Consider the following 17,263-nt stretch of genomic DNA (forward strand, 5'->3'; position numbering starts at 1 on the left):
CTATGATTTCCCGGCGAAGAAACACGAGGAATGGCTTTACCCCATGGATATATCGTTCACCAACCGTCTGTCGTTCAAGCAAGCGCGCCTGACAGTGCTGGTCGGTTTCGCGCTGGGAACCGTGCTTAGCCTGATTCAAATCACCCTCGATTATGCCAGCGAAGACGCCTCCATCGATCGCGAAATTCGCTCCCTGCTGGAAATCAGTCACAACCCCGCCTCGCGAATCGCTTACAACATTGACGCCGAACTTGCTCAGGAACTGACCCAGGGCTTGCTGCGCTCCCCCGCCATCATGGGCGCGAAGCTCAGCGACAACAATAATGTGGTGCTTGCCGACGTCGAACGCCCACGGGCGGAGAGTCGCTACCGGATGATCAGCGACTTTCTTTTTGGCGAAAGCCGCCAGTTCGAAGATATCCTGCACCTGAACCACATGCCCAACGACTCGATCGGCACCTTGCACCTGGATGTCGACACCTTCGCGTTTGGCAGCCACTTCCTGCAACGGGCCGAAATCACCCTGATCAACGGGTTTGCCCGCAGCCTGCTGCTGAGCGGCATTTTATTAGCGATGTTTTATTTCACCCTGACCAAGCCACTGGTGGGAGTGATCCGCGCACTGAGCCGTAGCGACCCGCACAGCCCCGAGCAAACCCGGTTACCGTGCCCGCCGTGTCATGAGCAGGACGAGATTGGCGTTTTGGTGCAAGTCGCCAATGAGCAGCTTGAAACAATAGCCAGCGAACTCGCCCAACGCCGGACGGCAGAAAACCGCCTCACCGACCACCTGAGCGAGCTGGAAAACATCGTTTCAGCACGGACGACCGAACTCAAAGCCAGTAATACCCGGCTCAGCCAGTCCAACGAGGAACTGCAGATAGCGCGCAGCACCGCTTTGGACATGGCCCAGGCGCGCTCAGCCTTCCTGGCCAACATGAGCCACGAAATCCGCACTCCGCTCAACGGCCTGCTGGGCATGCTCGCGCTGTCTCTGGACAGCCCCCTCAACGCCGAACAGCGTCAACAGCTGTCCATTGCGCATGACTCGGGCAAGGTACTGGTGGAGTTGCTCAACGATATTCTCGACCTGTCGAAGTTTGATGCCGGCCAGCTGGAGCTTGAGCATATCCCCTTCGACCTGGGTGCTTTAATCGAGGACACCGCCAACCTGCTGTCGCAAAACGCAGCACCCAGCGTCGAGCTGACCTGCCTGATTGATCCGCACTTCCCGGCATTGGTACTCGGCGACCCCACCCGGGTTCGACAAATCGTCAGCAACCTGCTGTCCAACGCATTGAAATTCACCCGCCTTGGCCGCGTCGATGTGCGCCTGAGCACCCACGCTGACGGCGTACGGATCGAAGTCCGCGACACCGGCATCGGCATCGCCCATGACGCCCAGGCAAAAATCATCCAACCGTTCATGCAGGCTGCAGCGGGTATCACCCGGCAGTTTGGTGGCACAGGTCTTGGCCTGGCACTGACCCACAATCTATGCGGTGCCATGAAGGGCTATCTGAGCATTGAGTCTCAAGTCGGTTTCGGCAGCCAGTTCAGCGCCGAGCTACCCCTGCCCAGCTACGCCCCGGCACAGGTGTTCGCACCGATCAAAGGGCAAGTGATTGTCGTCAGTCCTGCAAGCAGCGGCTTGGCGGAGTTGCTGAGCAGCCTGCTGCCCAGCTGGGGCATCGCATACCGGCGCTATAGTATCGGAGACAGCCTTTATGGCCTTGAACCCGACCTGCTGATCACCGACTGTCCGGAATGTCTGTTCGGCCTGCGTCCCGCGATCAAAGCACCGATCCTGCTGATCACGGCATACGGTAACTTCATGCCCCGCGACCAAGTCATAGCCCTCGAACCCCTGCAACAACAAGCCCGCCCGCTGGCACGCAATGCGCTGTACCAGACCTTGCGACGGGTGCTGCACGCAGACGAATCCGGCCACCGCGAACTGTCGCTCGGGAATCAGGCAACGGCGCGCAGAGCGCGAATCCTGCTGGTCGAGGATAATCCGGTCAATCAACTGGTGGCCAAGGGCATCCTCAGCAAACTCGGCTGCGAGGTGGTTGTCAGCGGGCATGGTGCCGATGCGCTCGAACGGCTTGAGCATCAGACCTTCGATCTGGTGCTGATGGACTGCAACATGCCGGTGATGGATGGCTACGAAGCCAGTCGGCAGATTCGCCAGTCCGGGCGTTGGCAACAGCTGCCGATCATTGCCCTGACGGCCAACGCCATGCCCGAAGAACGCGAACACTGTCGCGCGGCGGGCATGAGTGACTACCTGGCCAAACCCTTCCGCCGCGAAGAACTGATCAGCCTGCTGGACAAGTGGCTGCCCGTCGCCCCTGGCGGAGCCCCTCTGTAGACACCGGCCTGCCTGCGCCCTACAGCAATGCTTCGATTTCGCTGGAGAGATCCTCTGGCTTGGTCAGGGGTGCAAAGCGTTTGACCAGCTTGCCGTCCTTGCCAATCAGAAACTTGGTGAAATTCCACTTGATGCGTTTCGAGCCCAGCAGGCCCGGCGCCTGTTTTTTCAACTGGACGAACAATGGGTGAGCGTCGCTGCCATTGACATCGACTTTCTTGAACAGCGGAAAACTGACCCCGAAATTCAATTCACAAAACTCGGAAATAGCCCCTTCGTTCCCCGGCTCCTGATGGCCGAACTGATTGCAGGGGAAGCCCAGCACCACCAAACCTCGGTCCTTGTAACGCTGCCAAAGCTGTTCCAGGCCTTTGTATTGGGGGGTGAAACCGCATTTGCTCGCGGTGTTGACCACCAATACGGCCTTGCCAGCAAAATCTGCCAACGTCTTTTGCTCGCCCTTGATGGTCGTGCACGGAATGGACAGTAAATTTTCGCTCATGGCAAAGCCCTCAAAGGCTGGAGTGTGGGGGAAACATAGTGCGCAATTTAATTGCGCGCAATCTAATTCACCTCATCAATATCACAGCATAGGCAAATAGCCCGGCGGCGCGTTACTCCCGAGGAACCAGGTCCAGGCACACCGAGTTGATGCAATAACGCAGGCCAGTCGGCGGCGGGCCATCAGGGAACACATGCCCCAAATGGGCATCGCATTTGGCGCAAACCACTTCGGTGCGAATCATGCCGTGGGTCATGTCGCGAATCTCGACGACCGCACTGCCCTCCAGGGGCGCGTAGAAACTTGGCCAGCCGCAACCCGAGTCGAACTTGGTCGAAGAGTCGAACAATGCTTCGTTGCAGCACACACAGTGATAGACCCCTGCGGTCCTGGTGCTGTTGTACTTCCCGGAAAAGGGCCGCTCGGTCGCTTTCAGGCGACACACGTTGTACTGCTCTGGATCGAGCATCGCTTGCCATTCTTCACGGGTTTTTTCCAACTTTTCCACGGGTACACCTCCACAGCTTAAAAAGCCCGATCTGTATCTTTTCCGCTGATCGGGCGGCACGTATCATTGCGCCTCGTTAGACGTCAGTCTGGCATCCGTGTTTCGCGCATACAAATCCATTTTCATGGCGCTATGCTCGGCAACCCAGGCTATGTGAATACAGTGGATCGTCCATTTTCGGGATCAATCGCCATGCAGGTCAGCAAATCGAACAAGCTCGCCAACGTCTGTTATGACATTCGCGGCCCAGTGCTCAAGCACGCCAAACGCCTGGAAGAGGAAGGCCATCGCATCCTCAAGCTGAATATCGGCAATCCCGCGCCATTTGGTTTCGAAGCGCCGGACGAAATCCTCCAGGACGTCATCCGCAATCTGCCGACCGCACAGGGCTACAGCGACTCCAAAGGCCTGTTCAGCGCACGCAAGGCCGTCATGCAGTACTACCAGCAAAAGCAGGTAGAGGGTGTCGGCATTGAAGACATCTACCTGGGCAATGGTGTCTCCGAACTGATCGTGATGTCGCTGCAGGCCCTGCTCAACAATGGCGATGAAGTGCTGATCCCGGCACCCGACTACCCACTGTGGACCGCCGCCGTGTGCCTCGCAGGCGGCAGTCCGGTTCATTACCTGTGCGATGAACAGACTTATTGGTGGCCTGACCTGCAAGATATCAAGGCCAAGATCACACCGAACACCAAAGCCATGGTGATCATCAACCCGAACAACCCGACCGGCGCGGTCTACCCCAAAGAAGTGCTGATGGGCATGCTGGAACTCGCGCGCCAGCACAATCTGGTGGTGTTTTCCGACGAGATCTACGACAAGATCCTTTACGACGACGCCGTGCACATCTGCACCGCTTCACTGGCGCCAGACCTGCTCTGCCTGACGTTCAACGGTCTGTCCAAGTCGTACCGCGTCGCGGGCTTCCGCTCAGGCTGGGTTGCCATTTCCGGGCCCAAGCACAACGCCCATAGCTACATCGAAGGCATCGACATGCTGGCCAACATGCGCCTGTGTGCCAACGTGCCGAGCCAGCACGCGATCCAGACCGCGCTGGGCGGCTACCAGAGCATCAACGACCTGGTGCTGCCACAGGGTCGCCTGCTGGAGCAGCGCAACAGGACCTGGGAACTGCTCAACGATATTCCCGGTGTCAGCTGCGTCAAACCGATGGGCGCGCTGTACGCCTTCCCGAGGATCGATCCGAAAGTCTGCCCGATCCACAACGACGAGAAGTTCGTTCTCGATCTGCTCCTGTCGGAAAAGCTCCTGGTGGTTCAGGGCACAGCCTTCAACTGGCCATGGCCGGACCATTTCCGCGTAGTGACCTTGCCGCGTGTCGATGACCTGGATCAGGCGATTGGGCGCATCGGCAACTTCCTCAAGACCTATCGCCAGTAAGCTAACGAGTCACGCACTGCCTTGCGTGGTCTGAACGGGCCACGCCGCCAGCCTACGGGGCTTTTCGCGCTAGCGGAGCCCTGGATCGCCCAGGTGTGGGCTATGCTGAATGGGCGAAGGGAACAGACAAATGACACAGTTTGAAATAGTCCCCCTGTTGAATAGCCGCGTGCATCCCCTTATATACCCCGCATCACGTTACATACTTTCATGAGGAGAACGTTTCAACCATGATGCGCATTTTGCTGTTCTTGGCCACTAACCTGGCGGTCGTGCTGATTGCCAGCATCACGCTGAGCCTTTTTGGCTTCAACGGGTTCATGGCGGCCAATGGGGTTGATCTGAACCTCTCTCAGCTGCTGGTTTTCTGCGCGGTATTCGGTTTCGCCGGCTCGCTGTTCTCGCTGTTCATCTCCAAGTGGATGGCGAAGATGAGCACCAGCACCCAGATCATTTCCCAGCCACGCACTCGTCATGAGCAATGGCTGTTGCAAACTGTTGAACAGTTGGCACGCGAAGCGGGGATCAAGATGCCTGAAGTCGGCATCTTCCCGGCCTATGAAGCTAACGCCTTCGCCACGGGCTGGAACAAGAACGACGCACTGGTCGCCGTCAGCCAGGGTTTGCTGGAGCGCTTTTCGCCCGACGAAGTAAAAGCAGTCCTCGCGCACGAAATCGGCCACGTTGCCAACGGCGACATGGTGACCCTGGCGCTGGTACAAGGCGTGGTGAACACCTTCGTCATGTTTTTCGCGCGGATCATCGGCAACTTCGTCGACAAGGTGATCTTCAAGAACGAACAGGGTCAGGGCATGGCCTATTACATCGCGACCATCTTTGCCGAACTGGTATTGGGCTTTTTGGCTAGCACCATCGTCATGTGGTTCTCGCGCAAACGCGAATACCGGGCGGACGAAGCCGGTGCACGCCTGGCAGGCACCAGCGCCATGATCGGCGCCCTGCAGCGCCTGCGCTCGGAACAAGGCGTGCCGGTGCAAATGCCGGACAGCCTGGCAGCATTCGGCATCAACGGCGGCGTTCTCAAGCACGGTCTGGCGGGTCTGTTCATGAGCCACCCGGCACTGGAAGACCGCATTGAGGCGCTCCGTCGTCGCGGCTGATAAGCTTCAGGCAGTGTTACGAGAGGGCGACGCGAGTCGCCCTTTTTGTTTTATCCGGATCAGAGAATAAACCGTCATGCGCTCGCTCGCCCTCGCCCTCGCCTGCATCACCGTGTTCGCCCTGAGCGGCTGCCAAAGCGCGTACTTCGCCGCCATGGAAAAAGCAGGCATCCCAAAACGGCAAATGCTGGTCAGCCGGGTTAATGACGCACGCGACGCACAACAAGATGCCAAGCAGCATTTCAGCAGCGCGTTGCAGAACTATCGCAGTGTGGTGCAACTTAATGGTGGCGACCTGGAGAAACGCTACAACGCGCTGAATGATGATTACCAAGCCAGCGAAAAAAGCGCCGCCGCCGTACACCACCGCATCGGCGCCATCGAAACCGTGGCCGATGTGTTGTTCGACGAATGGAATGACGAACTCGATCAATACAGCAACAAAGACCTGCGCGCCGCCAGCGCCAAGGAGCTGGCTCGCACCCAGACCGAATACCGAGAGTTGCTACAGAAAATGAAAACAGCTGAAAGCCGCATCGAGCCGGTACTGAGCGTATTACGCGATCACGTCCTGTTCCTCAAGCACAACCTCAACGCCCAAGCGATTGGCGCGCTCAAGGGTGAGCACAGCAACCTGCAAGGCAATGTCGACCAACTGCTCAAAGACATGCAGCGCTCAATCGACGACTCCGATGCGTTTGTTCGCCACCTACAGGGCAGTGCGACGCAGTAGGCGATAGGCCCGCTCCTCAAGCCGCGTAACGCCACCCTGCAAAAATCTCCAGCTCTTGCCCAGCACATCGCACTCATCAAGGGTATCCAGCTGCCAGTCGGCTGCCAGCAACTGCTGTACTTCAGCATCAGGCACTGAAAACGGTGGTCCGTCGATTTGAGTCTGATCGTAATCCAGGGTGATCAATAACCCTTGGCACCCGCGAGGCAAAATCTGCGCGAGGTGTCGCGTATAGCGTTGGCGCATCTCAGGTGGCAGCGCGATCAAGGCCGCACGGTCATAAAGCCCGACACACTCGCCGACGTCGTCCGCCGTGAGCGCGAAAAAATCGCCGCACCACAGCTCAATCGACTCAACGCTGTAGACCTTGAACGGCCCGCGCTGACTGATCTGCGCATCCAGGTGCTGTTCGCTAAAGAAGTCCTCCACGGCCTTTTCCGACAACTCGACACCCAGCACGTGAAATCCCTGGCCGGCCAACCAGGCCAGATCCAGGCTTTTACCGCACAGCGGCACCAGCACCCGAGCATGCTTTTTGAGTTCAAGGTCAGGCCAGAAGCGTTGTAAATAAGGATTAACCTCGCCAAGATGAAAACCGATCTGATTGAGTGCCCAGCGCTTGTGCCAAAAGTCCGGCTGCATAAATACTCCTGATAATTCGATAAAAAGACGCGAAAACTTATATTAGATTTAGATCAATGTTCTGCCTGAAGATAACCCCATCTTAACGCTCAGGACTCTCGCTATGTTCCCCAGCTTATTTATCTCTCATGGCTCGCCGATGCTTGCACTCGAACCCGGCGAAAGCGGCCCTGCACTTGCTCGCCTGGCCGCCGAGCTGCCCAGGCCGCGAGCCATTGTGATCGTATCAGCCCACTGGGAAAGCCAGGAGCTGCTGGTCAACGCCAACCCGCATCCGGAAACCTGGCATGACTTTGGGGGCTTCCCGCCGGCCTTGTTTGCCGTGCAGTACCCGGCACCCGGCTTACCCGAACTGTCAGCACAGGTGGTCGAACTCCTCACCGCTGGCGGCCTGGCGGCGAAAATCGACAATCAGCGACCGCTTGATCATGGCGTCTGGGTGCCATTGTCGTTGATGTACCCACAGGCCGATATTCCAGTGGTGCAGGTTTCGCTACCCACCCGCCAAGGGCCTGCCCTGCAAACCCAGGTAGGACGTGCACTCGCCAACCTGCGTGAGCTAGGTGTGCTGGTGATCGGTTCTGGCAGCATCACCCATAACCTGCGTGAACTGGACTGGCACGCAGGACCGGAAAGCGTCGAGCCCTGGGCCAAAGAGTTTCGCGACTGGATCATCGACAAGCTGAAGAACAACGACGAAACCGCTCTGCACGACTATCGCCGCCTGGCGCCCCACGCCGTTCGTAGCCACCCCAGCGATGAACACCTGCTGCCACTTTTCTTTGCCCGCGGTGCCGGAGGCGAATTCAGCATTGCGCACCAAGGCTTCACCATGGGCGCGCTGGGGATGGACATTTATCGGTTTGGTTGAGATAGAACCTGTGCAGGCTGAGCCACAGCGAAGCCCCGTATGGAGGGGCAAGCGTTTTTGGTTACTTTTTTGTGGTCCGGCATTCCGGCGCCTGTAAAAAGTGACCCTCCGTAAGGCCGGAACCGTAACCCCAGTACCCGCAAATGCTGGATATACACGCCGAATTCATCAATCCACAAACAAAAAAATCCCCGAACCAGTCGGGGATTTTTTTGTTCAGACGATCAGCTCAAGAGCAGATCAATCTTCGCGATAGCGACGCAGCTTCAACTGCTTGCCAGCAACGCGGGTGTCTTTCAACTTGGTCAGCAGACGCTCAAGGCCATCTTCCGGCAGTTCTACCAGACTGAAGCTATCACGCACCTGGATGCGGCCGATTGCTTCGCGGGCCAGGCCGCCTTCGTTGAGGATTGCACCCAACAGGTTTTTAGCAGCGATACCATCACGCGCACCCAGCGCGGTACGGCAACGAGCACGGCCTTCAGCCAATGGAACCGGAGCACGACGCTCACGATCAGCACCGCTGCGCTCAGGACGATCACCCGAAGATGAACGATCGCTACGCTCACGTGGCGCGCTGGTCGGAACCAGTGGGCGATCACGTTCGATGGCTGCCAGGGTCAATGCTTGACCGTTGGTAGCTTTGCGCAACAGAGCGGCGGCCAGGGCACGTGGGCTGCAACCGATATCGGCGGTCAGGCGATCAAGCAGATCACCGTGGGTCGATTCAGCATCAGCAACCAGTGGAGCCAGGCTGTTAGTCAATTTCTTGATGCGAGCATCGAGAACTGCTTGAGCATCCGGCAGGCGGACTTCAGCAACTTTCTGACCTGTAACACGCTCGATCACTTGCAGCATGCGGCGCTCACGTGGAGTCACCAGCAGCAATGCACGACCTTCGCGACCGGCACGGCCAGTACGGCCGATACGGTGAACGTAGGACTCTGGATCGTAAGGCATGTCCACGTTGAATACGTGGGTGATACGCGGAACGTCAAGACCACGGGCAGCAACGTCGGTCGCGACCACGATGTCCAGACGGCCATCCTTGAGCGATTCGATGACGCGTTCACGTTGGTTCTGAGCAATGTCACCGTTCAGCGCAGCGGCTTTGTAGCCTTTGGCTTCCAGGGCGCTGGCCAGATCCAGAGTCGCTTGCTTGGTCCGCACGAACATGATCAGTGCGTCGAAGTCTTCCACTTCCAGCAGGCTCAGAACAGCCGAGGTCTTCTGGTCAGCGTGAACCAACAGGTGAGCCTGTTCGATCGCGGTAACGGTCTGGGTCTTGGTCTGAATCTTGACGTGCTTCGGATCGCGCAGATGGCGCTCAGCGATGGCACGGATCGATTGAGGCAAGGTGGCCGAGAACAGAACGGTCTGGCGGGTTGCTGGCAAGGCCTTGAAGATAACCTCGAGGTCGTCCATGAAACCCAGCTTCAACATTTCGTCCGCTTCGTCGAGAACCAGGTGGTTCACGGTAGAGAGGACTTTTTCGTCACGGCGAAGGTGATCGCACAGACGACCCGGCGTGGCGACAACGATCTGCGCGCCATTACGGATAGCTTTCAATTGCGGGCCCATCGGCGCACCGCCGTAGACAGCCACAACCGTTACGCCCGGCATTTGCTTGGCGTAGGTTTCGAAAGCGGTGGCGACTTGCAGGGCCAGTTCGCGAGTCGGCGCAAGAATCAGCGCTTGTGGTTCGCGTTTGGCCGGGTCGATGCGATGCAGGATCGGCAGGGCGAACGCGGCGGTTTTACCCGTACCGGTTTGCGCCTGACCAATCATGTCGTGACCGGCCATGATGATCGGAATAGATTGCTGCTGAATAGCCGAAGGCTCTTCGTAGCCAGTCGCGATAACGGCTGCAAGAATATTAGGGTGTAGTTCAAAAGCGGCGAAGCCGCCGATTTCCTGGGTCATGGGTCTGCCTCTAGTGCATCCGCAAAGACCCATGTTCCAAAGCTGCGCGTGCCGTGTAAGACCCTAGAGTCGCCCTGGCTGCTTTGTCGGCGGGGATTTGCGAAAACGTTTGAATGAATGGATCGTCAAGGATAGTCCGCAGAGCGAACAAGCAGCCGAAGCTGGCTTCGGGAAATTGCAATACCTGTACGAGGGCCCTGTTAAAGGCCGGCGCGCACTATACCGGAATTACGCACGAAAGTGAGGGTTTTTTAACAAAATAATAGCTGCGCGTCCGTCCGTCGCAGGCTTTGCGCAAATCCATTGCAGTGTCTATTTTGCAAAGGCCCGGTATCGCGGGGCCACGCTGCTTAAACGGTTCACTGATCCAGGTGTTCACCGCACGTCCAATGCCACTCAGCGCACAAGGATTATGCCTATGCCCTCCTCCTCCACCGGCCGAGTCAGTCGCGAACAGCGGGGTCATATCATGTTGATCGGCCTGGATCGCGTCGCCAAACGCAACGCCTTTGATCTTGACCTGCTCAATGACCTGAGCCTCGCCTACGGGGAGTTCGAACGCAACGATGCGGCGCGAGTGGCCGTGGTGTTTGCCCACGGCGATCATTTCACGGCAGGCCTTGATCTGGCTGCGGCGGGACCGACCCTGGCCAGCGGCTGGGAAGTGCCCGAGGGCGGCTGCGATCCGTGGGGCGTGTTCATCGGCCCCAGGGTCAGCAAGCCGGTGATCGTCGCCGCTCAGGGTTACTGCCTGACCATCGGCATTGAGCTGATGCTCGCCTCGGACATCAACCTGTGCGCCAGCAACACCCGCTTTGCGCAAATGGAAGTGCAGCGCGGGATCTTTGCGTTTGGTGGCGCCACCTTGCGCCTGCATCAACGGGCGGGCTGGGGCAATGCCATGCGCTGGTTGCTGACTGGCGATGAGTTCGACGCACATGAGGCTTATCGAATGGGCCTGGTCCAGGAAGTGATGGCCAGCGAGGATTTGCTACCTCGCGCGATCAAACTGGCCGGACGCATCGCCGAGCAAGCACCGCTAGGGGTCAGGATTACCCTGGCTTCGGCCCGTCAGGCATTGCTGGAGGGGGAAACCGCAGCGGCGAAAAGCTTGCCAGAGCTCATTCGTAGCGTGATGGACAGCGAAGACGCCAAAGAAGGCGTACGGGCGATGCTGGAACGCAGGCCCGGCGACTTCAAAGGCAACTAGCAGCCCCGGACAATCACGTCGCCGGGCGGATGGCTTTGATCAACGGCAGCAGCGAATAACCGAGGCGCGGCGCGAGGGCTTCGGCGCGTTCGGTCAGATGCTGCAAGTCCAGCGTCTGCTCCAGATTCGCCGGCACCATCAGAATCACGTTGCCCTCCTTCACCGGCAGTTCCCAATAGTGGCGGTGATAAAGACCGCGCAACAGCGCAGCGCCCAAGGGTTTACCGTCATCGGTCGCCCATTGATTGATCACCAGCCAGCCACCCGGATTGAGGTGCTTCTGACAGTTTTCCAGAAATTGCCAGGCCAGATGGCCGACACCCGGGCCCAGATCGGTGTACAGATCCACGAAGATCAGGTCGGCGGTTTCGGCAGTGCCGAGCAATTCAAGGGCATCGCCAATGCGTATGTACAGGCGCGGGTCATCATCCAGACCGAGAAACTCGATGGCCAGCCGCGGTACGTCAGGGCGCAACTCGATGGCTTCGACGTCTTCGAGCGGCAAAAACTTGAGGCAAGCCTGGGTCAATGTCCCCGCGCCAAGGCCCAGAAACAGCGCGGTTTCCGGCGCTTCGTGGCACAACGCGCCAATCAGCATGGCGCGGGTGTAGTCGTACTCCAGCCAGCTAGGGTCGGCGGTGAACGTGCAGCTTTGCTCGATGGCGTCGCCGAATTCAAGGAAGCGATACTCGTCCACTTCCAGCACGCGAATCATGCCGAAATCATCGTGTACTTCAGCCAGTACACGCTCCACCCTCTCCTCAGTCATTGCCGCTCCTATCAAAAAACAAGTAACCAATTGAAAAATAAAGAATAAGTGCCATCAAATTCCCAGCAAAACGCTGCCCCCTGTAGGAGCGACCGAGACGTAGTCTTGTCTGCGATCTAGCCGGGGTCGCGTCCGACCGAAGCGCTAGCAAAAATAGTGAATTCACTGCCGTCGGAAGGTCGTTCCGACCTTTTCGCAGACAAGACTGCGCGTCCCGGTCGCTCCTACGCCCTCCGGGCAGAATCGAGACCGGGCTTGCTGTACGAAAGCGCGGATTGTCCGCGAACAAGGCCCGAGAGGTCACGTTAATTATTGATTGATCCTACGGCCCCTCCGCTGGCACCCAGGCACTGAACTGCTAACATGGCCGTCCGACCGTACTGACTTAGAGTTCACCATGAGCCAACCCTGGAGCCCCGACAGCTGGCGGGCAATGCCTATTCAGCAGCAACCTCAATACCCCGACGCCGCGCACGTGTTGCGTGTCGAGCAGAGCCTGGCCGGTTATCCGCCGCTGGTGTTCGCCGGGGAAGCCCGAGAGTTGCGGCGTCAGTTTTCCGAGGTGACCCAGGGTCGTGCGTTCCTGCTGCAAGGTGGCGACTGCGCAGAAAGCTTTGTCGAGTTCTCTGCAGCGAAGATTCGCGACACCTTCAAAGTGTTGCTGCAAATGGCCATCGTCATGACCTTCGCTGCCGGCGGCCCGGTGGTCAAAGTCGGACGTATGGCCGGCCAATTCGCCAAGCCTCGTTCCTCCAACGACGAAACCATTGGCGGCGTGACGCTCCCGGCCTACCGGGGCGATATCGTCAACGGCATCAGCTTCGATGAAAAAAGCCGCGTGCCCGACCCAGACCGTCTTTTGCAGGCTTATCACCAGTCCACCGCCACCTTGAACCTCCTGCGCGCATTCGCTCAGGGCGGTTTTGCCGACCTGCATCAGGTGCACCAGTGGAACCTCGACTTCATCGCTAATTCAGCGCTGGCCGAAAAGTACAGCCAGCTGGCCGGCCGCATCGACGAAACCCTGGCCTTCATGCGTGCGTGCGGCATGGACACCTCGCCGCAATTGCGTGAAACCAGCTTTTTCACCGCCCACGAAGCCTTGCTGCTGAATTACGAAGAAGCGTTCGTGCGCCGCGACAGCCTGACCAATGATTACTACGACTGCTCGGCACACATGCTGTGGATCGGCGACCGCACGCGGCAACTGGACGGTGCGCATGTCGAGTTCCTGCGTGGGGTCAAAAACCCTATTGGGGTCAAAGTCGGCCCGAGCATGGACCCGGAAGACCTGATCCGCCTGATCGACACGCTCAACCCGGACAATGATCCAGGTCGCCTGAACCTGATCGCCCGCATGGGTGCGAATAAGGTTGGCGATCACCTGCCGCAACTGATTCGGGCGGTCGAACGCGAAGGTCGCAAGGTGCTGTGGAGTTCCGACCCGATGCACGGCAATACGATCAAGGCCAGCAGCGGCTACAAGACCCGTGACTTCGCGCAGATTCTCACCGAGGTCAAACAGTTCTTTCAGGTGCATCAGGCCGAAGGTACTTACGCTGGGGGCATCCATATCGAGATGACCGGGCAGAACGTCACCGAATGCATCGGCGGCGCACGCCCAATCACCGAAGACAGCCTGTCGGATCGCTACCACACCCACTGCGACCCACGGATGAACGCCGACCAGTCGCTGGAATTGGCGTTTTTGATTGCCGAGACATTGAAGCAGGTTCGGCGCTGATTGATCCGTTTCTAATGTAGGCGCTGCCCAAGGCTGGGATCGACGCTGGCGGCTGGCGCCCGTTGAATCCCTGGGCGGCCAGCGCCATGCGCCGTGCCTGTGAGCGATAGACCTGCGGACATACAGAACCTCCTGTTCAGTCCACAACGCTACCTGATCGACCGCCGTGCTGTCAGCGTTTCATTGGGTCATTCCAGAACGGCAGCTCTGCCTCCTGCTGGATATCGGCACGACTCAAACCCAAGTCCTTCAAAGCAGCATCGCTCAGGCTCGTCAGCTGCTGACGTTGACGATGCAGTTCATACCAGCGCAACAACTGACGCTTGATCATGCTGATCAGGCGTGTACCCGATGAACTGCGATTCACGCTGCCCCGCACCCACACATAACCTTTTTGACCTTTCATCATCTTGCCCTCCAAGTGGGGATGACTTAAGTCTCGCGTCAGCGCTAAGATCAATCCAACGAATGTTTCTTATGCGCTGCATCTGGGAGATTGATGAATGGCCACCTACCCGAGCATCGACAGCGAGCTGTTGCGCACCTTTGTCGCGATTGCCGATGAGGGTGGGTTCACCCGTGCCGGAGAGGTGGTCAACCGCACGCAATCGGCGGTCAGCATGCAGATGAAACGCCTGGAAGAAGACATTCTTCAGCGCTCGCTCTTTCAAAAGGACGGTCGCACCGTCAGCCTCACCGTCGAGGGTCAGGTGCTGCTCGGTTATGCCCGACGCATCCTCAAACTGCACAGCGAAGTGTTCAACACCTTGCGCGAACCGCACATGGTCGGCGTGGTGAAAATCGGTTCACCGGACGATTACGTGATGCGGTTTCTACCGGGGATTCTGTCGCGCTTCGCTCAGGCCTATCCACTGGTGCAGGTGGAAGTTCACTGTGAACCCTCCAAGCAACTGCTACAGCGCCAGGACTTGGACTTGAGCATCGTCACCCGAGAACCGGGCACCGAAATTGGCCAGATTTTGCGTCAGGAGCGCTTCGTCTGGATGGAGGCGCGAGGTTTTTGCCCTCACGAGCAAACGCCGCTGCCGCTGGCGATGTTCAATACCGACTGTTTTTGCCGGATATGGGCCTGCAATGCGCTGGACGCGATGCAGCGCGAGTACCGTATCGCTTACACCAGCGCCAGCCTGTCGGCGATCAGTGCCGTGGTCACCGCAGGCCTGGCGGTGACTGCGCAACTCGAGAGCTTGCTCACCCCGGACCTGCGCATCATCGGCGAGGCCGAAGGAATGCCGCAGTTGCCGTCCGCCAGCATCGTGCTGCTGCGCAATCCGAAAAACACCTCGCCGGTCACCGAATGCCTGGCCGAACACATCGCTGACGGCTTCAAACTTTAAACGCGAGCACCACGGCGCAGATCACCAGAAAGCCGCAGAACAACGAACGCAGGCGTTTTTCCGGCAGCGAATGGGCGAGCCTCACGCCCCAACTGATGCTCAGCAGGCCACCCACTGCCAAGGGAATGCCCATCTGCCAGTTGACGTGGTCATGCACCGCGTAAGTGACCAACGTAATGGCGGTACTGGGCGCTGCCAACGCCAGCGCCAACCCTTGAGCCGCCACCTGTGTCGCGCCGAACACGCCGGTCAGAATCGGGGTCGCCACCACCCCGCTACCGACGCCGAACAGGCCGCCTGTCATCCCCGAGCCGACACCCAGCAGCCATAGCCATTTAACATGACGCAATTCGCTGCTGGCCTGGCCCTTGTGCCAATACATTTGAATCAGGTTAAACAGCGTCAGCACAATCAAGAACGCGACGAAGCCCAAACGCATAGTGTGCGCATCCAGGCGCACCGCCCACAACGACGTCAGCCAGGCGAAGCAAAAACCGGGAATGATCAGCATCAGGGCATTGCGCAGGGAAATCCGGTTGCGCTGGTGATAACGCAACAATGCCAATAACACGTTAGGCAAGACCATGAGCAACGCCGTGCCTTGTGCCATTTGCTGATTCAGACCAAACAACACCCCCAGCGCAGGAATCGCGACCAGACCGCCGCCGATGCCAAACAACCCACCCAACGTCCCCATGACGGTGCCCAACAAAACATACATCCCGATTTCAATCACACCGCGTCCCCAGTCAATCCATGGGCGCATGCTACGCAGTCCGATGACGTAGGGAAACGCAAAGGCAGCCGCAGCGCCTTCACATTCCATGCACAGAGGCTTCGCCTTTCATGAATGCGACGGCGACTGACGCTGAGCCGTAGAATTTATCTGGTGCATTAAAGATCGCGGCACTAAATTAGAGCGCATTACCGCACACAGGACTCTCACATGAGCGCTGACGACAGCTCCACCCCCAACGCAGACAATGGCAACCATCTGCTGCTCGACAGTCAGCTGTGCTTCACCCTGTACTCGACATCGCTGATGATGACCAAGGTCTACAAACCTTTGCTGCAAGCGCTGGGCCTGACTTATCCACAGTACCTGGCGATGATGGTGCTCTGGGAACACGACGGCATGACGGTGGGTGAAGTCAGCACGCGACTGCTGACCGACCCGGGGTCCCTGACCCCCTTGCTCAAACGCCTTGAAGGCGAAGGCCTGCTGAGCCGCACCCGGAGCAAGGAAGACGAGCGTGTTGTCCACCTGCACCTCACCGAACAAGGCCGTACGCTGCGCGAAAAAGCCAAAAGCGTGCCCTCCTGCATCTTCGCCGCCACAGGCACAACACTAGACACACTGAAAAACCTGCAACGCGAACTGCTCGCCCTGCGCGGGAATTTGCACGACAACCTTTGATAAATCTGCAGGCGCTGACTTGTCTGCGAAGACCAGACTTCACCGATCAACGCATGCAAAAAAGCCCGACTCGATGGTCGGGCTTTCGTGTGTTGCGGAACAAGACAACGCTTATTTAGCGCGGCCTTTGTAAGAACCGCCATCACGTGTGTCGATCTCGATCCTGTCGCCGATGTTGACGAAGTCAGCAACGCTCAGCTCGGTACCGTTTTTCAATTTGGCTGGCTTCATCACCTTGCCCGACGTGTCGCCACGTGCGGAGCCTTCGGTATAGTCAACTTCACGAACGATGGTGGTCGGCAGCTCAACGGAAACCAGACGGTCTTCGAAGAAAATCGCTTCGCAAACGTCAGTCATGCCTTCTTCGATGAACGGCAGAACGGCTTCCAGGTCTTCAGCGTTCAGCTCGTACATGGTGTAGTCGGTGGTGTCCATGAACGTGTAGGTATCGCCGCTGATGAAAGACAGCGTGGCGGCCTTGCGATCAAGGATCACGTCGTCCAGTTTGTCGTCGGCGCTGTAAACGATCTCGGTCTTGTAACCGGTCAACAGGTTCTTCAACTTGGTTTTCATGATCGCGCTGTTGCGACCGGACTTGGTGAATTCAGCTTTCTGAACCAACCAAGGGTCATTCTCGAGCCGAATCACGGTGCCGGGTTTCAGTTCTTTACCAGTTTTCATTACGAA

At 58.2% G+C, this 17,263-nt stretch carries 17 protein-coding genes; 9 read left to right on the forward strand and 8 right to left on the reverse strand.

Annotated features, from left to right (window positions below; genetic code table 11):
* Positions 1-43: 43 nt before the first annotated feature.
* Positions 44-2,374 carry a response regulator gene (locus RGU44_RS12915; RefSeq protein ID WP_322180888.1) on the forward strand — a complete coding sequence of 777 codons (2,331 nt, stop codon included), beginning with the start codon at positions 44-46 and terminating at the stop codon, positions 2,372-2,374.
* Positions 2,375-2,393: 19 nt separating this feature from the next.
* On the opposite strand, the gene RGU44_RS12920 is transcribed toward RGU44_RS12915, so the two are convergent.
* Together RGU44_RS12920 and msrB are read right to left on the reverse strand one after the other, a co-directional pair.
* A complete protein-coding gene (locus RGU44_RS12920; protein WP_219061655.1) occupies positions 2,394-2,876 on the reverse strand; it encodes a glutathione peroxidase in 483 nt (160 codons plus the stop codon).
* 112 nt (positions 2,877-2,988) lie between these two features.
* The gene (msrB, locus tag RGU44_RS12925; protein ID WP_322217422.1) at positions 2,989-3,384 is read right to left on the reverse strand and encodes a peptide-methionine (R)-S-oxide reductase MsrB; all 396 of its coding nucleotides are present in this window, start codon (positions 3,382-3,384) and stop codon (positions 2,989-2,991) included.
* Positions 3,385-3,576: 192 nt separating this feature from the next.
* On the opposite strand from msrB, the gene RGU44_RS12930 reads away from it, so the two are divergent.
* The 3 genes from RGU44_RS12930 to RGU44_RS12940 all read left to right on the forward strand — a co-directional run bounded on the left by RGU44_RS12930 (position 3,577) and on the right by RGU44_RS12940 (position 6,642).
* On the forward strand, positions 3,577-4,788 hold the full coding sequence (locus RGU44_RS12930) for a pyridoxal phosphate-dependent aminotransferase (RefSeq protein WP_322180893.1): 1,212 nt from the start codon (positions 3,577-3,579) through the stop codon (positions 4,786-4,788).
* A 230-nt stretch (positions 4,789-5,018) separates the two neighbouring features.
* Positions 5,019-5,909: a protease HtpX gene (gene htpX, locus RGU44_RS12935; RefSeq protein ID WP_322180896.1), complete on the forward strand. Its 891-nt coding sequence runs from the start codon at positions 5,019-5,021 to the stop codon at positions 5,907-5,909.
* A gap of 76 nt (positions 5,910-5,985) precedes the next feature.
* Entirely contained in the window at positions 5,986-6,642 is a 657-nt protein-coding gene (locus RGU44_RS12940) for a DUF2959 domain-containing protein (protein ID WP_322180898.1), read from the forward strand.
* Here the strand turns inward: RGU44_RS12940 and RGU44_RS12945 are convergent.
* Positions 6,619-7,284 carry a thiopurine S-methyltransferase gene (locus tag RGU44_RS12945; protein WP_322180900.1) on the reverse strand — a complete coding sequence of 222 codons (666 nt, stop codon included), beginning with the start codon at positions 7,282-7,284 and terminating at the stop codon, positions 6,619-6,621. The genes RGU44_RS12940 and RGU44_RS12945 overlap by 24 nt on opposite strands.
* Positions 7,285-7,387: 103 nt before the next feature.
* Between RGU44_RS12945 and RGU44_RS12950 the strand changes: the two genes are divergently transcribed.
* Complete coding sequence (locus tag RGU44_RS12950) at positions 7,388-8,155, forward strand: class III extradiol ring-cleavage dioxygenase (RefSeq protein WP_322217425.1); 768 nt, start codon at positions 7,388-7,390, stop codon at positions 8,153-8,155.
* A 240-nt stretch (positions 8,156-8,395) separates the two neighbouring features.
* Here the strand turns inward: RGU44_RS12950 and RGU44_RS12955 are convergent, their stop codons facing one another.
* The gene (locus tag RGU44_RS12955) at positions 8,396-10,111 is read right to left on the reverse strand and encodes a DEAD/DEAH box helicase (protein ID WP_322180904.1); all 1,716 of its coding nucleotides are present in this window, start codon (positions 10,109-10,111) and stop codon (positions 8,396-8,398) included.
* Positions 10,112-10,496: 385 nt separating this feature from the next.
* Between RGU44_RS12955 and RGU44_RS12960 the strand changes: the two genes are divergently transcribed.
* The gene (locus RGU44_RS12960; RefSeq protein ID WP_322180906.1) at positions 10,497-11,288 is read left to right on the forward strand and encodes a crotonase/enoyl-CoA hydratase family protein; all 792 of its coding nucleotides are present in this window, start codon (positions 10,497-10,499) and stop codon (positions 11,286-11,288) included.
* 13 nt (positions 11,289-11,301) lie between these two features.
* Here the strand turns inward: RGU44_RS12960 and RGU44_RS12965 are convergent, their stop codons facing one another.
* A complete protein-coding gene (locus RGU44_RS12965) occupies positions 11,302-12,057 on the reverse strand; it encodes a spermidine synthase (protein ID WP_322180908.1) in 756 nt (251 codons plus the stop codon).
* 397 nt (positions 12,058-12,454) lie between these two features.
* Between RGU44_RS12965 and RGU44_RS12970 the strand changes: the two genes are divergently transcribed.
* Entirely contained in the window at positions 12,455-13,801 is a 1,347-nt protein-coding gene (locus RGU44_RS12970) for a class II 3-deoxy-7-phosphoheptulonate synthase (RefSeq protein ID WP_322217428.1), read from the forward strand.
* Between the two features lie 172 nt (positions 13,802-13,973).
* Here the strand turns inward: RGU44_RS12970 and RGU44_RS12975 are convergent, their stop codons facing one another.
* Complete coding sequence (locus tag RGU44_RS12975) at positions 13,974-14,210, reverse strand: DUF1127 domain-containing protein (RefSeq protein ID WP_322180915.1); 237 nt, start codon at positions 14,208-14,210, stop codon at positions 13,974-13,976.
* 94 nt (positions 14,211-14,304) lie between these two features.
* Here RGU44_RS12975 and RGU44_RS12980 point away from each other — a divergent pair, with 94 nt between their 5' ends.
* Positions 14,305-15,159, forward strand: a complete 855-nt coding sequence (locus RGU44_RS12980) for a LysR substrate-binding domain-containing protein (RefSeq protein ID WP_219061668.1) — start codon at positions 14,305-14,307, stop codon at positions 15,157-15,159.
* On the opposite strand, the gene RGU44_RS12985 is transcribed toward RGU44_RS12980, so the two are convergent.
* A complete protein-coding gene (locus RGU44_RS12985) occupies positions 15,149-15,895 on the reverse strand; it encodes a sulfite exporter TauE/SafE family protein (RefSeq protein ID WP_322182792.1) in 747 nt (248 codons plus the stop codon). The genes RGU44_RS12980 and RGU44_RS12985 overlap by 11 nt on opposite strands.
* 210 nt (positions 15,896-16,105) lie before the next feature.
* Here RGU44_RS12985 and RGU44_RS12990 point away from each other — a divergent pair, with 210 nt between their 5' ends.
* The gene (locus RGU44_RS12990; protein WP_322180918.1) at positions 16,106-16,576 is read left to right on the forward strand and encodes a MarR family transcriptional regulator; all 471 of its coding nucleotides are present in this window, start codon (positions 16,106-16,108) and stop codon (positions 16,574-16,576) included.
* Between the two features lie 111 nt (positions 16,577-16,687).
* On the opposite strand, the gene RGU44_RS12995 is transcribed toward RGU44_RS12990, so the two are convergent.
* The gene (locus tag RGU44_RS12995) at positions 16,688-17,257 is read right to left on the reverse strand and encodes an elongation factor P (protein WP_322180920.1); all 570 of its coding nucleotides are present in this window, start codon (positions 17,255-17,257) and stop codon (positions 16,688-16,690) included.
* Positions 17,258-17,263: the final 6 nt, after the last annotated feature.

The sequence above is a fragment of the Pseudomonas sp. 5C2 genome (assembly GCF_034314155.1).
Taxonomy (GTDB): Bacteria; Pseudomonadota; Gammaproteobacteria; order Pseudomonadales; family Pseudomonadaceae; genus Aquipseudomonas.

Excerpts from the sequence above, each read along its gene's own strand:
- RGU44_RS12915 (WP_322180888.1), top strand. The coding sequence starts at position 44 with ATGGATATATCGTTCACCAACCGTCTGTCGTTCAAGCAAGCGCGCCTG.
- RGU44_RS12920 (WP_219061655.1), bottom strand. The coding sequence starts at position 2,876 with ATGAGCGAAAATTTACTGTCCATTCCGTGCACGACCATCAAGGGCGAG.
- RGU44_RS12930 (WP_322180893.1), top strand. The coding sequence starts at position 3,577 with ATGCAGGTCAGCAAATCGAACAAGCTCGCCAACGTCTGTTATGACATT.
- htpX (WP_322180896.1), top strand. The coding sequence starts at position 5,019 with ATGATGCGCATTTTGCTGTTCTTGGCCACTAACCTGGCGGTCGTGCTG.
- RGU44_RS12940 (WP_322180898.1), top strand. The coding sequence starts at position 5,986 with ATGCGCTCGCTCGCCCTCGCCCTCGCCTGCATCACCGTGTTCGCCCTG.
- RGU44_RS12945 (WP_322180900.1), bottom strand. The coding sequence starts at position 7,284 with ATGCAGCCGGACTTTTGGCACAAGCGCTGGGCACTCAATCAGATCGGT.
- RGU44_RS12950 (WP_322217425.1), top strand. The coding sequence starts at position 7,388 with ATGTTCCCCAGCTTATTTATCTCTCATGGCTCGCCGATGCTTGCACTC.
- RGU44_RS12955 (WP_322180904.1), bottom strand. The coding sequence starts at position 10,111 with ATGGGTCTTTGCGGATGCACTAGAGGCAGACCCATGACCCAGGAAATC.
- RGU44_RS12960 (WP_322180906.1), top strand. The coding sequence starts at position 10,497 with ATGCCCTCCTCCTCCACCGGCCGAGTCAGTCGCGAACAGCGGGGTCAT.
- RGU44_RS12965 (WP_322180908.1), bottom strand. The coding sequence starts at position 12,057 with ATGACTGAGGAGAGGGTGGAGCGTGTACTGGCTGAAGTACACGATGAT.
- RGU44_RS12970 (WP_322217428.1), top strand. The coding sequence starts at position 12,455 with ATGAGCCAACCCTGGAGCCCCGACAGCTGGCGGGCAATGCCTATTCAG.
- RGU44_RS12975 (WP_322180915.1), bottom strand. The coding sequence starts at position 14,210 with ATGATGAAAGGTCAAAAAGGTTATGTGTGGGTGCGGGGCAGCGTGAAT.
- RGU44_RS12980 (WP_219061668.1), top strand. The coding sequence starts at position 14,305 with ATGGCCACCTACCCGAGCATCGACAGCGAGCTGTTGCGCACCTTTGTC.
- RGU44_RS12990 (WP_322180918.1), top strand. The coding sequence starts at position 16,106 with ATGAGCGCTGACGACAGCTCCACCCCCAACGCAGACAATGGCAACCAT.
- RGU44_RS12995 (WP_322180920.1), bottom strand. The coding sequence starts at position 17,257 with ATGAAAACTGGTAAAGAACTGAAACCCGGCACCGTGATTCGGCTCGAG.